This window comes from Alteromonas sp. ABH4_456 (assembly GCF_056160645.1).
Genome location: NZ_JBSWXO010000011.1, coordinates 115,370 through 130,168, shown reverse-complemented (window position 1 = coordinate 130,168; position 14,799 = coordinate 115,370). Strand labels below are relative to the sequence as shown.

The 14,799-nt window shown below is 47.9% G+C and carries 12 protein-coding genes and 2 tRNA genes; 5 read left to right on the top strand and 9 right to left on the bottom strand.

Translation table 11 applies throughout. From position 1 onward, the window contains the following. Positions 1 to 33 precede the first annotated feature (33 nt). The 6 genes from rimP to ACXAG2_RS16495 all read right to left on the bottom strand — a co-directional run bounded on the left by rimP (position 34) and on the right by ACXAG2_RS16495 (position 5,956). Positions 34 to 492, bottom strand: coding sequence for a ribosome maturation factor RimP (rimP, locus tag ACXAG2_RS16520; RefSeq protein ID WP_119501016.1), 459 nt, complete (start codon positions 490 to 492; stop codon positions 34 to 36). 285 nt (positions 493 to 777) lie between these two features. After that, on the bottom strand, positions 778 to 1,791 hold the full coding sequence (locus tag ACXAG2_RS16515) for a response regulator (protein ID WP_474868749.1): 1,014 nt from the start codon (positions 1,789 to 1,791) through the stop codon (positions 778 to 780). 2 nt (positions 1,792 to 1,793) lie between these two features. Further along, the gene (locus ACXAG2_RS16510) at positions 1,794 to 5,114 is read right to left on the bottom strand and encodes an MHYT domain-containing protein (protein WP_474868746.1); all 3,321 of its coding nucleotides are present in this window, start codon (positions 5,112 to 5,114) and stop codon (positions 1,794 to 1,796) included. 184 nt (positions 5,115 to 5,298) lie between these two features. Further along, positions 5,299 to 5,375, bottom strand: a tRNA-Met gene (locus tag ACXAG2_RS16505). 37 nt (positions 5,376 to 5,412) lie between these two features. Next, positions 5,413 to 5,489, bottom strand: a tRNA-Met gene (locus ACXAG2_RS16500). 161 nt (positions 5,490 to 5,650) lie between these two features. Further along, on the bottom strand, positions 5,651 to 5,956 hold the full coding sequence (locus ACXAG2_RS16495) for a 4a-hydroxytetrahydrobiopterin dehydratase (protein ID WP_474868744.1): 306 nt from the start codon (positions 5,954 to 5,956) through the stop codon (positions 5,651 to 5,653). Between the two features lie 269 nt (positions 5,957 to 6,225). Between ACXAG2_RS16495 and ACXAG2_RS16490 the strand changes: the two genes are divergently transcribed. The 5 genes from ACXAG2_RS16490 (at position 6,226) to hemN (ending at position 12,349) form a co-directional block, all read left to right on the top strand. Further along, entirely contained in the window at positions 6,226 to 6,621 is a 396-nt protein-coding gene (locus tag ACXAG2_RS16490; RefSeq protein ID WP_119501013.1) for a DUF3718 domain-containing protein, read from the top strand. Between the two features lie 330 nt (positions 6,622 to 6,951). Next, positions 6,952 to 7,347 (top strand): DUF3718 domain-containing protein, encoded by a 396-nt coding sequence (locus ACXAG2_RS16485; protein WP_474845640.1) that lies wholly within the window; start codon positions 6,952 to 6,954, stop codon positions 7,345 to 7,347. Positions 7,348 to 7,738: 391 nt separating this feature from the next. Beyond that, positions 7,739 to 8,023 carry a hypothetical protein gene (locus ACXAG2_RS16480; RefSeq protein ID WP_474851871.1) on the top strand — a complete coding sequence of 95 codons (285 nt, stop codon included), beginning with the start codon at positions 7,739 to 7,741 and terminating at the stop codon, positions 8,021 to 8,023. A gap of 263 nt (positions 8,024 to 8,286) precedes the next feature. Continuing rightward, positions 8,287 to 10,842: a TonB-dependent receptor gene (locus ACXAG2_RS16475; RefSeq protein ID WP_474868741.1), complete on the top strand. Its 2,556-nt coding sequence runs from the start codon at positions 8,287 to 8,289 to the stop codon at positions 10,840 to 10,842. Between the two features lie 133 nt (positions 10,843 to 10,975). After that, entirely contained in the window at positions 10,976 to 12,349 is a 1,374-nt protein-coding gene (hemN, locus tag ACXAG2_RS16470) for an oxygen-independent coproporphyrinogen III oxidase (RefSeq protein WP_474868739.1), read from the top strand. Here the strand turns inward: hemN and ACXAG2_RS16465 are convergent. The 3 genes from ACXAG2_RS16465 to modA are packed head-to-tail and all read right to left on the bottom strand — an operon-like array spanning position 12,342 to position 14,762. Then, a complete protein-coding gene (locus ACXAG2_RS16465; protein WP_474868736.1) occupies positions 12,342 to 13,355 on the bottom strand; it encodes an ATP-binding cassette domain-containing protein in 1,014 nt (337 codons plus the stop codon). The two genes, hemN and ACXAG2_RS16465, sit on opposite strands and share 8 nt — an antisense overlap. After that, positions 13,343 to 14,008 (bottom strand): molybdate ABC transporter permease subunit, encoded by a 666-nt coding sequence (gene modB / locus ACXAG2_RS16460; protein WP_474868811.1) that lies wholly within the window; start codon positions 14,006 to 14,008, stop codon positions 13,343 to 13,345. Before modB ends, ACXAG2_RS16465 begins: the two co-directional genes overlap by 13 nt. Before the next feature lies 1 nt (position 14,009). Continuing rightward, positions 14,010 to 14,762 (bottom strand): molybdate ABC transporter substrate-binding protein, encoded by a 753-nt coding sequence (gene modA, locus ACXAG2_RS16455; protein WP_474868733.1) that lies wholly within the window; start codon positions 14,760 to 14,762, stop codon positions 14,010 to 14,012. Positions 14,763 to 14,799 lie beyond the last annotated feature (37 nt).

The following is a 14,799-nucleotide window of genomic DNA, read 5'->3' as shown; positions in this document are numbered from 1 at the left end:
GATGCTTTCTTACGCTGAAAGCGTGCTGTTCCATTAGTCAAATGTGGGAACAATGTTTGCTTTTTCGATATTCGCCACAGCTAACTGGAACTGCTGGCCATCCACTTCAATATTGATCATGCCATTTTCACATGACAATAACTTTCCTTTGAAATTCCGCCGGTTATCCATAGGCACAGTCAAACGCGCCTGAATAACTTCACCCACGGCCTGCTCATAGTGCCTGGCCTTGAACAAAGGTCGATCCATACCCGGAGAAGACACCTCCAGGTTGTATTCCGTAGTAATTGGATCTTCAACATCAAGAATCGCACTTGCCTGGTAACTGACTTCCGCGCAATCATCAACGGTTACACCATTTTCATGGTCGATAAAAACACGCAAAATCGAATGCTTACCTGCACGTACAAATTCCACGCCTACCAGTTCGTAACCCAGGGCTTCAACACCCGGCTCAAGCATCTCGGTCAGTTTATCTTCAAGCTTTGCCAATCCTTACCTCCAAAAACGAAAAAAGGGCATATAGCCCAACTACTTAATTTACTGCCTGAAAAGGGAATAAATCAGTTTAAATACAACAAAAAGCCCCGTACTAGCGGGGCTTTTTGCAAGAATCTGAACCCTGTCTGCCAGAGGCAGTTGCAAACAATACAGGTTTAACTACGCAAAATACGCAGAAAAGTTTGCAAAATAGTTAGGCGTATACCGTGTAAAATACTCCAGTAAGCCCGCTAACTAACTAGTTGGAGCGCATTATACTGGTACTCAGACCAGATATCAACTCAGTAACGGGTTCGGATCATCATCTTTCCAGCGTTCTTTCACTTCTAAAATATCATCCAGACACTGGTCGAGTAATACGATGAGTGCCGGGTCGAAATGAATACCACTCTGAGAATGCATAAAGTCGAGGGTTTTATCCACCGGCCAGGCTTCTTTATATGGTCTCCGGCTTGTGAGCGCATCAAAAACATCCGCCACTGCCACAATACGCCCTTCAATGGGAATGTCTTCCCCGGCGAGACCTTCAGGATACCCGGTGCCATCCCATTTTTCATGGTGTGTCAGTGCAACAATTCGCGCCAGATTCATGAGGTCAGAGTCTGCATCACCGAGTATTTCTGCACCAATTTTGGGATGGGTCTTCATGACTTCAAATTCTGAATCAGTGAGTCTGCCGGGTTTGAGCATAATACTGTCCGGAATCCCGATTTTACCAATATCGTGCATGGGGGCAGCGTGAAGCAGCATATCTGCCCTCGCCTCAGAAAAACCGTACGCCAGCGCGATGATTTTTGAGAAGTGACTCATGCGCAGCACGTGCATGCCTGTTTCGTTATCTTTATATTCCGCCGCCCGGCCGAGTCGCTGTATGACTTGCATACGGGTGCGGCGTAATTCGTCTGACTGCACCAGGGAAAGGTGGGTCTTTACCCTCGCCAGCACCACAGGTGGCGAAATTGGCTTGGTGATATAATCCACACCTCCGACAGCAAACCCTTCTGCTTCATCAGTCGCATCGTTAAGAGCAGTAACGAATATAACCGGTATATGCTGAAGACCGGATGTTTTTTTAAGATGTGTACAGGCTTGGAAACCTGTCATTTCCGGCATCATCACATCCATTAAAATAAGATCAGGACGTTGTTTCTCAGCCAGCTTTAAGGCTTCATCACCGCTTTTTGCAAAATAGAGGGTGTAGTCTTTACCTAATAATTGTTTCAGTACCCGCAAGTTAACCGGTTCGTCATCTACCAGCAGTAATTTGGGTTTTCCGGGTTCACCAAACACACTTATTCCCCTGTTTGTTCTGTAGATGCAAGTAGTTGCTTAATTCGTTCAACGGCACGCTCAAATTCAAAATCATCCATATCCTGTAAAATCCCCTGCACCTGTACATTGTAGCTGCCAAAATACTGGCCTTCACAATATTGATAGGTAGATTCGTCAAACTGATTCTGCGCCGCTGAAACCAGCAGTGCATTCAGTGTGTTACGCAAGGCAGTAATGTCGACTTCCTCACGGGACTCTTCTGCAGCAGGCTCTTCCGTCTGCCGGTTGAGTTCATTTTCGACTTCCCGCAATGCCGTCTTAAGGGTAGGAATATCTTCGGCGCTTAAATGATCATTTCTTGCGCTGCGCTCGAACTCACCGCACAAATTCATCAGCTTTGTTAAGCCCAGATTACCGCTGACACCTTTCATGCCGTGCAGATATTTCACAACCTGCTCGTAATCATCATCAGCGAAGAAATTCACCAGTTTAGTCAGAGTTTCATGACTGTTGCGCAGGAACTGTGAGATTTCCTTATTCAGGGTATCCTTATCGCCCCAAAGCTGCACACCGCGGCGATAATCTATTGCACAGGCCTCTCTGGCTGTTTCTGTTTCACGCACACTTTCCTTTGTTTCAAAACCCAGCACTCTGGCAATTTCATTCACCAGTACAGGAAAATCGATGGGCTTGTTCGCAAAGCCTTCCATACCGGCATTTATCGCATCCTGTTTATCCTGTACCAGTACACTGGCGGTTAAGGCCACAATAGGCAGTTGTTTCAGCTGATGTACCTGCTCATATTCACGGCGTCGTGCCGCCGCTGTCAAACCGTCCATTACCGGCATCTGTAAATCCATCAGCACAATGTCGAAACTGCCTTTATTCATTTTTTCCAGTGCTCTGGCACCGTTCTCTGCAAAATCAACAGTGTGACCGGCGCGGTTTAGCAGCAAACTGATAAGATCAATATTCTGGCTGATATCATCCACCACCAGAATGTGCAGTGGCGGTAATTCAACGGTTGCTGCACGGATTTCGCTGACCTGTTTTTCCACCGCAGTGAGAGGCAGCGTGAAAGTGAAATTAGTGCCTCTTCCCGGTTCGCTGGACACCGAGATCGTGCCGCCCATTAACTCAACCAGTTGTTTACTGATTGTCGTACCAAGACCTGTACCGCCATATTTGCGGCTCATGGAAGCATCTGCCTGTGCAAAGGCATCAAAAACCCGGCTCACCTGGTCGCTGGTCATGCCGATACCGCTGTCGCTGACGGAAAATGCGATCATACCGTCGGCGTCCGGGTAGACTTCTACATCAACTTCGCCGTGGGCAGTGAATTTCACGGCATTACTGATAAGGTTATTCAGCACCTGCCGGATACGCTCAGGAGCACCGTAATAGTAATCAGACAAAGATGGCGAAACACTGACCCCCAGCATCAGCCCCTTTCTCTTCGCTTCAAGCCAGTAGGTAGAAATCACCGTGTCAATTTCTTCGGTAATTGAAAAATCACGATATTCAAGATCAAGCTTGCCTTTATCAAGTTTGGCACTGTCGAGAATATCGTTCAGTAAATGAAGTAACGAGCGCGCAGACCGGTTAATGGTTGTCAGGTGTTTATGCTGGCCGTCTGTGAGTTTTTCATCCAGTAAAATATCACTGAAACCGATAATGGCATTCATGGGTGTACGGATTTCATGACTCATATTAGCAAGGAAGCTGGCTCTGGCCGCAGCGGCCTGCTCGGCATCATTTTTCGCATGACGCAGCTCTTCCTCCATTTCCTTACGGGAAGTGATGTCCATAATAAAGCCGTCGACCCAGCTCACTGACTTGTCGGTGCTGTGTACAACGTTGCCGTACTCGCGCAACCACTTTATTGTTCCGTCTTTATGAACAAGACGGTATTCCACATAAAAGTCAGCGCCGGAACGGCGGGCAGTAAGGAACGACTCCCGGTCGTCCTCATGCACCAGTTGCTCAAGGGTAACCGGTGAGTCTGAACGGATAAATGCTGAAACCGGATATCCGCTGAATTCCTCAACAGCCGCACTGACAAATTCGAAAGGCCAGCCGGGTGTATTCATACTGCGATAAGCAATGCCGGGAATATTATGGAAAAAAGACCGGAACTTAGCTTCGTTGTCCCTGATAGTCTTTTCCATTTCGATGCGTTCGCGGTTGTCGCCCACGATGACCACAAACAGATTTTGTTCACCTAATCGGGTGTGGCCCACACCCACCCGAACCGGAACCCGCTGGCCCGTTTTATTAAGTGCTTCCACATCACGGCTAACTCCGATAATTTGTTCATCAACAGGAACCACTTCCTGCCGGAAAAATTGCTCATTGTAGCGGCTGCGCATTTCTTCAGGAATCATACGATGAATAGAGTGACCGGTAAGATCTTCCTCTGTCCAGCCCAGTATGGTTGTCACCGCCTGATTCATATTCAGCACAGTTCCCTGGCCATTGACGGTAAGGATGCCATCAATAGCAGTATCCATCAGCGCAAGCTGGGTACGGCGGCTGTTCTCAGCCTTTTGAGAAATATCCATGTAACGGAACAACAATGTAACGCCCATCACAATGCCAATAATCAATAACGTGAAGAAACTCACATAGCCAGCAAGGATGTACGACAGAGATTGATCCTGATCAGAGGTTTCCAGTCCGGGAGGGGCAACAAAGCGGGCGGCAGCCATACCGGTATAGTGCATTGCCGTGATCGCACAACCCATCACAACGCTGGCGATAACACGGGTACCTTTAAATCCGCGGGAAATTGCAAATCGCTTCAGACCGAACTTTATCCATAAAGACAACATGGCCAGCAATACCGCCACAACGATGGATAAGGCAAAAACAGGCAGGTTGTACCGTAACAGAGGCGCCATTTCCATAGCCGCCATCCCGGTATAATGCATCGCCCCGATACCCGAGCCGACAAGGACGCCGCTAATAAATATCTGTGAAAATTTCACTTTCCGGTGAGTCAAACTTTGCAATGCAACAAATGCTGCCAGCACGCCGGGAATAAAGGACATAAATGTTGTCCACGGAGCCCAGCTAACGGGAGTACACAATTCAAAAGCCAGCATGCCAATGAAGTGCATGGCCCAAATTCCGCCTCCCAGCGCCAGACTTCCCAGACCAAGCAAAATTAGTCTCCGGTTATTGTCTTCAGATTCTGCGGCCTGACCGGCTACGCGGAAAGCCATATAAGAAGAAGCAACCGATATAAAAATGGAAATAGTTACCAGAACAGGTGAATATTCGCCGGTAAGTAACAGAGAGGTGTCAGGAATGACAAAAAAAGACATCAGCCATTCGAGCATCAGTAAGTCCGTGTATAGTTTATTATCAATAGTTAGCGTAACAGCTATTGAGTGAAGTACAAATTAGTTGCAGGGCGAAAGTCGTGAAGTTGCCGAAAAAGTACGGTGAAGCGCAACTTAATAAAAAGTGATGACTTATTTGTGGAAAAAATACGGGAATAAATTAGAATTTAAACATTCGGAGTGGTTGCGGGAGCTGGATTTGAACCAACGACCTTCGGGTTATGAGCCCGACGAGCTACCAGACTGCTCCATCCCGCGTCCGAATTAAATAGATTGTGCTCTCAAAGAAGTAAAGTGGTTGCGGGAGCTGGATTTGAACCAACGACCTTCGGGTTATGAGCCCGACGAGCTACCAGACTGCTCCATCCCGCGTCCGTTTACTTACCGGCTGTTGGCTGTTTGAAAGCCCCCTGCCGTTGAGTGGTGCGTATTATACATAGGCATTAATCCTTGGCAAGGGATAGAAGTAAGAATATTGCAATTTTTTGACTGTTCGGACAATATTCCGGCAGACCGCTCAAACCGCATACAAATTACTGTAAAAGACTCTCCATTTTGGTAGCTAATTTGAAGTCCAGCTCGGTAATTCCACCTGCATCATGGGTCGTCAATGCAACATCTACTTTATTGTAAACATTAAACCATTCCGGGTGATGGCGTAGTTTTTCAGCCCATATGGCAGCCTGAGACATCCAGCCAAAGGCGCGGATAAAGTTTCTGAAAGCAAATTGCTTCGTCAACTTCCCTTCTTTTAAAACCCACTGCTTATCTTCTGCTAAACCTTCGTTCAATTCCGTGAGCGCTGCGGCAATCGCCTGATCATCTAGCTTTTCTGTCATGTCATTGCTCCTGCTTTCATTATTAGAAGTGTAAATCTGTCTATATAGTTATTACGCTTACTTTGTCCTTAGCGGATTCACTCTTCAAGTTTTCGTCGGCAGAAAGTGAAGTCCAGTCCGGGCTGCAAACTTTACAAGCCCCTTCAGTTAGGTATCAGTTCAAATACCCATGTTTATCCCCTGGTATTTTTCTTTCTCTTCAACTTTTGTTTAATAGGTCCCGAACAAACAACACAACATAAACTTTTAACTACTTCGAGGATTTAACCATGTTGAAAATTGTTAAGACTTCTATCATCGCTGCAACTCTGGGTTTAACATTCGCTGGCGCAGCTCAGGCTGATATCAACGACGACTTAGCTAACATCTGCACAATCGTTCAGGCTGACGACAAAGGTGAACTACGTAAGAAAATTCGTCTGGTAGAATCTGACTACCGTTTGAAACTGCGCGACTATTACACTGGCATCAGCTGTGGTGGCAACAGCCTTATCCGTACTGCCATCAGCAGTAACGCAGTAGAAACTGGTACGCTACTGGTTAAGAAAATGCCTAAGAGTGACCTGGGTGCGCCGGAAGCTGATGGCAAAACGTTGCAGGCATGGGTTAACGAAACTGGTAACCAGGGCAGCCCTATCGCTGACGAACTGGCTAAGCGTCTGTAATTTTATTACGACTAAAAATTTAAAGTACCATTTCAACATGGTAGCAGGCGAAAGCCTGCACTTAAGAAGCGGCGGAAACGCCGCTTTTTTTCGTCTTAAATCCGGCCAGGTCTTTTTCGCTGATGCTCTGAGATAAAAACATTAAAATGCCAGACCGCAAAAAGATAATTAAGCAAACAAATACAATTACTTATCTAACAATCATCAGATTAATGTATTTCACGGCATACCTTAGTATTCATCCTGCTATTTTTCATTCTGCATTAATTTAGTTTAATTAAACCCGAACAAACAACACCACTTTTTAATTTTATTTCTGAGGAATTAACCATGTTGAAAATTGTTAAGACTTCTCTCATCGTAGCAACAATGGGTTTAGGTTTTACTGGCGTAGCGCAAGCGGACATCAATGATGATCTGGCTAACATTTGCACTATTGTACAAGCTGACGATAAAGGTGAGCTGCGTAAGAAAATTCGTCTGGTAGAATCTGATTACCGCCTGAAGCTGCGTGATTACTACTCTGGCATCAGCTGTGGTGGCAACAGCCTTATCCGTACTGCCATCAGCAGCAACGCAGTAGAAACCGGCACCTTGCTGGTGAAGAAAATGCCCAAGAGCGACCTGAGTGCACCGGAAGCTGATGGCAAAACCCTTCAGGCCTGGGTAAACGAAACCGGTAACCAGGGAAGCCCTATCGCGGATGTTTTGTCTAAGCGCCTCTAAGGATTAAGACGAAACAGAAGATACCATTTCAACATGGTAGCAGGTTAACGCCTGCACTCTAAAAAGCGACGGGAACGTCGCTTTTTTCTTTTATAGAATTGATAAATAATAAAAATTCACCCCATCATAAAAGTTATAGTTGAAAATACGAAATAGCTGGATAAAGCTGGTCACAGGGTAAAAAACAACAATTTTCGGGAGAAAACACACCCGCCAAAATGACGTAACTAGTTGTAAAATATATAGATACCAAATTTATCGTATATTATCAAATACCCAAGTATCAGCCCAGGCGTATCTAACGGCGTCATTATCGCCTTTAATAGATAGCGAACAAACAACATCATTACGGGCGCTTCCGGCGCCCTGTTTTTTAAACAGGATAAACAGAATGAAAACTATCAAAGCAACACTAATCGGTTTATCTCTGCTGGCTTCCAGCAATGTTGTTCTGGCCGGCACTAGCGAAACAGCCTCCGTAGCAGCGGCTTCCGGTGTTGCAGAGATTTCAGTGAAAAAGAAAGTTCGCGCAGGTAAATCCTTAGACAAAACTATTCTGACGGCGGCAGCCGTAGAAGAACAACAAACTGCAGACATCTTCAGCTCCCTGCAGGAAAACAAAAAGACACTTCTTTTAAAAAATTTACCAGACCATCTTGTTGCGGCTAACCCGTAACATGCACCAGGGAAGGTGTTGAACCTTTCAACATGGTAAGCAGAGTAACATCTGCATCTCCGCGGCCCGTTTTACGGGCCGCAATTTTTTGTGCTATCCGTATATAGTTCCTCCCGCCCTGCTCATACCTGTTTCTGTTTTTATAAAATTGTCATGAAAGTTGCTGATTATTCGGGCAGAATAATGGCCGTTTTTCAAAAGGAGTCTGAAAAACCTATTCATCGCAGCGAAGGACCGGACAAAATAAGAAACAGGAATTGTTCATGTCGCACAGCTCAACAGGCAGGTTGTTTTATTTTTCTCTGATCAGTACCGCCTTAATCACCTCTTTTCAAAGTATTGCCCGGCAAGATCCTTCTCCGACCAAACTTGAACATATTGAAGTTACCGCTCAGAAGCGCCCGCGGGATATGCAGGATGTGCCTGTTGCCATGTCTGCCATCACCGGAAAGATGATTAATGAAACAGCATCAATGGACGTTTTCGACATTCAGGGTTACGTACCCGCTTTTTCTGCCTTTCAAAGTCAAAGTGCGGTCAACTCCAGTTTTTCCATTCGGGGAATTGGTACCTCTTCGCAGAATTACGGTTTTGAGTCTTCTACCGGTCTCTATGTAGATGGCGTCTACCGGTCTCGTCAGAATGCGGTGATCAATGATTTAGTCGATATTGATACTGTAGAAATTCTTCGCGGCCCTCAGGGCTCACTTTTCGGTAAAAATACACCGGCTGGTGCAGTGGTTTTCAGAACGCGACAACCTGATTTTGAAACCGGCAATGGTTTTATTACAGTAACCGCCGGCAATGGTGATTTGATCCGGCTAAGCGGAGCAACGTCAATTAATGTAATTGATAATAAACTGGCTGCCAGAGTATCAGGCTTCAGTACGCGCAGGGATGGATGGATTGATGACACAGGCTATGGTGACGACACAATTAATGACAGGAACCGTTCCGGTGTGCGTCTTCAAACCCTGTATACGCCGTCAGACGACGTATCAGTGCGGATAATTGCCGATTACGCAGAACTCGATGAACATTGTTGCGGCGCATTAACGTTGCAGGATAACCGGCAAGCAAACGGTGTCGAAGGGAAATACGGAACAGACACCTTGCTGATGATGCCACCGTACAATGCCACCTTATTTACCGGTGATGAGTTTTACCGCTATACCACGGCACTCAGCTCCCTGCCCGAATCCCGCATGCAGGACAAGGGGCTTTCTGCAGAAATAAACTGGCAAACATCCCCCGCATTATTGCTCACCTCCATCACAGCCTGGCGTGGCTTTGACAGCTTCGACCAGACAGATACAGATTTTACTGATGCAGACTTGCTTTCCACTACCAATAACGCCCGACAACAGGCGTTTTCCCAGGAGTTGCGGGCAACCTGGTCCGGTGAGCATGTCACTACCATCGCCGGATTGTGGTATTTCAGCCAGAACCTTGACCTGGATTTTGCTATCACCACCGGTGACGCATTTCCGGCATTTTTCGCAGCGTCTGCGGCTGAACTGCAACCCCTGACTGACGGCGTAAATGCCCTGAGTGCAGCAACATCCGGCCTTGTCCCCGCTGTTGCATCAGCCACGCCCGGCCAGACTCAGTTTGCCCACAATGCTTATCAGCAGCAGGACAGCCTGGCCGTATTCAGCCAGACTGACTGGCAATTTGCTGAAGAATTTACCCTCACCGCCGGATTACGATACACCCGCGAGGATAAAACATTGACCGCCCGCTTTGATGAACAGGGTCCTGGCATTGACGGATTACCAACAGGTACTGAAAACATTCCTGATCCGCTGAGTGCCGCTGTCGCCCTTGGCTCTTTTGCTCAGAGCCTGGCAACCGGCAATCCCCCTGATTACACGCAACTCAGTGCGCTGCTTCCTTTTACTCAGGCGGGCTGGGGCTATTACTTTCTCGGTACAGCATCGGTACTTCCCCGTAGTGATCTGGACGAAAAACGTAACGACGGACAACTTACAGGGACGCTGAAAATAAGCTGGCAACCAGATAACAATAGCCTCTGGTATGCCAGTACCAGCACAGGGTTTAAATCGGGAGGCATGAATACAGATCGTATTGCCGAAGGGTTAAGCCCCCAATTTAACGCAGAAAAAGCCACCGCTTACGAACTGGGTGTGAAAAAACAATTTCCGGAGCAAAACCTGCGCATTAACGGTGCACTGCATTACACCCAAATCAAAGATTTTCAGGCCTCGACTTTTACCGGTCTTGGTTTTAATTTACAAAATGCCGGCGACTTACATACTAAAGGGTATGAACTTGAAATTGTCTGGTTTCCTGTTTCCGATACCCGTGCCGGCCTGACCCTTGCCCGTACCCTTACCGGTTTTGACGATTTTGAAAAAGGCACCTGCCAGGTTGCTTATCCCTGGCATACCGGGACGGATGATCCCGGCCGGCCTTCTGCAGATACACCCTACTGCTCCAGAACCGGTGATCGCCTGGGGTTTGAACCGGAAACCTCTGCCAGCCTGACGTTGCAACACACATTAATGGCAGGCGGGTATCCGGTTGTCATGGCTGCAGATTATCAATATACGGGAGACTTGTTCCTTGATGATACTAACGATCCGTATAAACACAGCAGCAGTTATGCCCTGGTGAACGCACGGGTTGAACTGTCAGTCCCGCAGTGGGATACACGCATCACGTTATGGGGCAGGAATCTGACAAATAAAGAGTACATCGCCAGAAACGGTTTCGATGTACCTGTTCAGGCCGGCAAGCTTATGGCTTATCCCGGCCAGCCGCTCTCCTGGGGTGTCACTGTTACCCGCAAGTTCTGATTGTCATTTCGAAGAGTAAACGCCGGCCGGTTGCGTTTTACAAAACTGGCTGGCGAAAACTTGAAGTAGATCAACAACACCTCTTTGTCTGCTGATTATACTTTCCGTGCATTCTACTCAAGCCGGAATAACCATGTCAGCAAACGAATTATTCGATCCCGCACGCCTGAAGAAATACAATATTAACGGGCCGCGCTATACCTCTTACCCAACCGCATTAACGTTTTCCGGGTTATCTGAACCAGCGCCTCTGGAAAAAGCACTGAGTGTCACTCAGGCCAGCGGCGTTTCGCTGTATGTACATATTCCTTTCTGCCACAGCCTTTGTTATTACTGCGGCTGCAATAAAATTGTGACCAGACATCAGGAAAAAGCAGATCGTTATCTGGATTATCTGGAAAAAGAAATTCAACGGCGCGCGCCTGCTTTCCGGCACCGTAAAGCGGAACAAATACACTTGGGAGGGGGCACGCCGGGGTTCCTCACAGAGCAACAGCAAACACGCCTGGCAGGTATGCTGAAATCGGCTTTTGATGTGGTCAACGATGCAGAAATGAGTATTGAAATCGATCCCCGCCGTACCACGCCTGCTTATTTGCGACACCTTGCCTCTTTAGGCTATAACCGCCTGAGTATTGGCGTACAGGATACGGATTACCGTGTGCAGGAAGCGATAAACCGGGTTCAGAGCACATCGCATATCGCCACGCTGGTAGATTGCGCCCGTTCCGCCGGATTTAAATCTGTGAATCTGGATCTGATTTACGGCCTGCCTCATCAGACAGCAGATACCTTTGCTTCTACACTGGCAGCGGTAAAGGCGATGACGCCGGAGCGGATTTCCCTGTTCAGCTACGCCCATCTGCCTGAGCGGTTTGCTGCCCAGCGCAAAATAAAAGATGAGTGGCTGCCTTCTGCACAGGTAAAAACAGGGCTCATGAAACAAGCCATCACCAGCCTTACACAGGCAGGTTATGAAATGATTGGCATGGACCATTTCGCCCTGCCGTCTGACGAACTGGCCGAAGCGCAACGGAATAAAAAATTGCACCGGAATTTTCAGGGCTACACCACACGGGGGGATCTGGATTTACTGGGACTGGGCGTTTCCTCTATCAGTGCCGCAGGCAATGCTTACCTGCAAAACCCGAAAACCCTGAATGACTATTACGGCAAACTTGATAACAATGAAGAAATTGCAGAAAAAGGCGTGTTTCTGTCGCCCTCAGATTTGCTCAGACGCTACGTTATCCAACAATTAATGTGCAATCTTACCGTGGACTTTTCTGCAACAGAGGCGCTTTTCGGTATTCAGTTCCGCCAGCATTTTGAGCCGGAACTGGCGGCACTGAAAGAATTTGAAGAAGATGGTTTATTACAGGTAACCGGAACGGGTATCGAGGTATTTCCGTCAGCAAGACTGTTTATCCGCATCATCTGTATGACTTTCGACGCTTACCTTAAAGGCAGCGCCGCAATTCAGCACCGGTATTCCCGAGTTATCTGAGTTTAAACCTGGCGGTTACAGCTTCTCCCTCACGGAACTGTAACCGTTCCTGGGACAACTGACTGATCAGCGCAAACAATCTGCTGCGGCCACACATCAGATTTATCATTACCTGCCCGCCCCGGCTTTCAGACACGGACTCAATGACACAGGGTAAGGCATTGACAATGGAAGAGGCATTAGCTTCCTGCCGGTCGATACTGACATCCCTGGCGTCGATGGTCAGCATGGCCTGTTCCTTACTGACCACAGGATAGCGTGCATAGAGCGTATGCCCTTCGCATTCTATGGCATAACAAGCCTGCTCGGGCAGATGTGCTTTTAGTGCGCCTTTAAGCACACTGAACTGCTGTTCGAAATTTGGCATAGACGGAGTTAACTGTGCCAGCACATCATTTGATGCGCCCTGATGGACAATACTGCCCTGCTCCATCCATGCCATGTATTCACTGTACAAAGCCAGTTCACGGAGGTCGTGGGACACCATCAGCATTTTCAGACCGCTGCGGGCCAGCTTTGTTAAATACTTAAGCACATCGTGTTTTAACGTATCATCCAGCGCGCTCACCGGTTCATCCAGTAACAGGATTTGCGGTGAATTTAAAATGGCTCTGGCAATGGCTACCCGCTGCGCTTCGCCTCCCGAGAGTGTATCGGGCATACGTGTCATCAGGTGATTACATTTACACCCCAGAACCACCTCGTCAAAGTGATAGGTCTGCTGTTTTGCAAAATCTGCCGCCAGCAGTAAATTCTGCCCCACTGATAAATGGGGGAATAACAGACTGTCCTGAAACACGAGCCCTGTGCGGACCCTGGCAATGCGACTATTTTCCCACTGCCCGGTGACTATTGCAGAACCGGTAAGTCCGGCCAGGCAACGCAGAAATGTTGATTTACCGGCGCCGGATGGTCCGCTCAGGCCAATAAATTGTGCCGTTGCCGGTAACTGAATACTGGCATTGAGTTGCAGATTGTCCCATGTTGCCTGCACTACGACTTCCATGACGACACTCCGTTTCGGTTATAGCGGTAAAGCAGCGCCATCAAGAGGAAGGAAAAGACCAGCAAGCCAAGAGCAAGCGCATGAGCCTGACCGTATTCAAGTGCCTCCACATGCTCAAACAACGCAATAGACAGTACCTGAGTTTCACCCGGAATATTGCCGCCTATCATCAGCACCACACCAAATTCACCGATGGTGTGGGCGAAACTTAATCCAAGTGCAACGATAAAGGCGGGTTTACAGATAGGCATAATGATGCGACGGAAACGTGACCATTTGGACATTCCCATGGTTCGGGCTACATCGATATAACGACTGTCCAGCTGAATAAAACTGGCATAAAGAGGCTGTACGGCAAAGGGCAGTGAATAAATCACCGAACCCACCACCAGACCGGAAAAAGAAAAGGCCAGTTGCTGACCGGTAACGGCCTGCCATAATTGCCCTGCCAGTGCATCCGGGGAAAACACCACCAGCAGATAAAAACCCAGCACAGTAGGCGGCAACACCAGCGGCAACGCCACCACAGCAAGTACCAGATTCTTTGCTTTATGCTGCCAGCGGGATAACTTCCATGCCAGCGGCGTGGCAATCAACATCAGCACCAGACTGGTGATCAGTGCCAGTTCCAGTGTCAGCCAGATAGCATCCATGTCACCGCTCACCGGTTTTATCCTTATTTTTCTTTTGCCGCGCTTTTACCGGCTGGTATCCCCAGTCTGCCAGCGCGTTCTGCACCGCCGGTGACATCATGTATTGCATAAACCGCCGTGCGGCATAAGGGTGCTGGTTGTGTTTTACAATCACCATTTTTTGCACGATGGGATCGTGCATGGAGGCAGGGATTAACCAGTAATTTGCTTTCGAATTTTTCACCAGGGACCACGCTACAAACGCATCGTCCACATTACCTGCAGTAAAGTACTGCCACGCTTGTAAAATACTTTTTCCACGCACCAGTTTAAAAGGAAGTGCAGTATTTTCAGGCAGCGTGGAGAGCACCTGTTCAGCCGCCAGACCATAAGGCGCGAGTTTGGGATTGGCAATGGCAACAGGTTTGCTGAACTGCCTTGTCAGAAATTCATCCAGGCCAGACGCCGCTGACTGTCTGGTTACCAGTGCCAGACGCCCTCTGGCGTAACTGCGCAGATTTTGTTTATCGGCTTTGCCTTCGGCCACCAGCGCTTCAGGTCTGGCTGCATCAGCAGAAAGAAATACGTCAAAGGGGGCACCGTGGCCAATTTGCGCAAATAAAGTGCCGCTTGAACCGACGGTGATAACCGGACGGATACCGGTTTTTTCTTCAAAAGCACTGGCGAAATGTTTAACCGGCCCGGCAAAATTGGCGGCAACGGCAATATTTACTACCTGATCTGCGGCAAATCCTTTACCTGCCAGAAGTAGCATGACACACAGACAGACTTTATACGCCCGACACATCCTG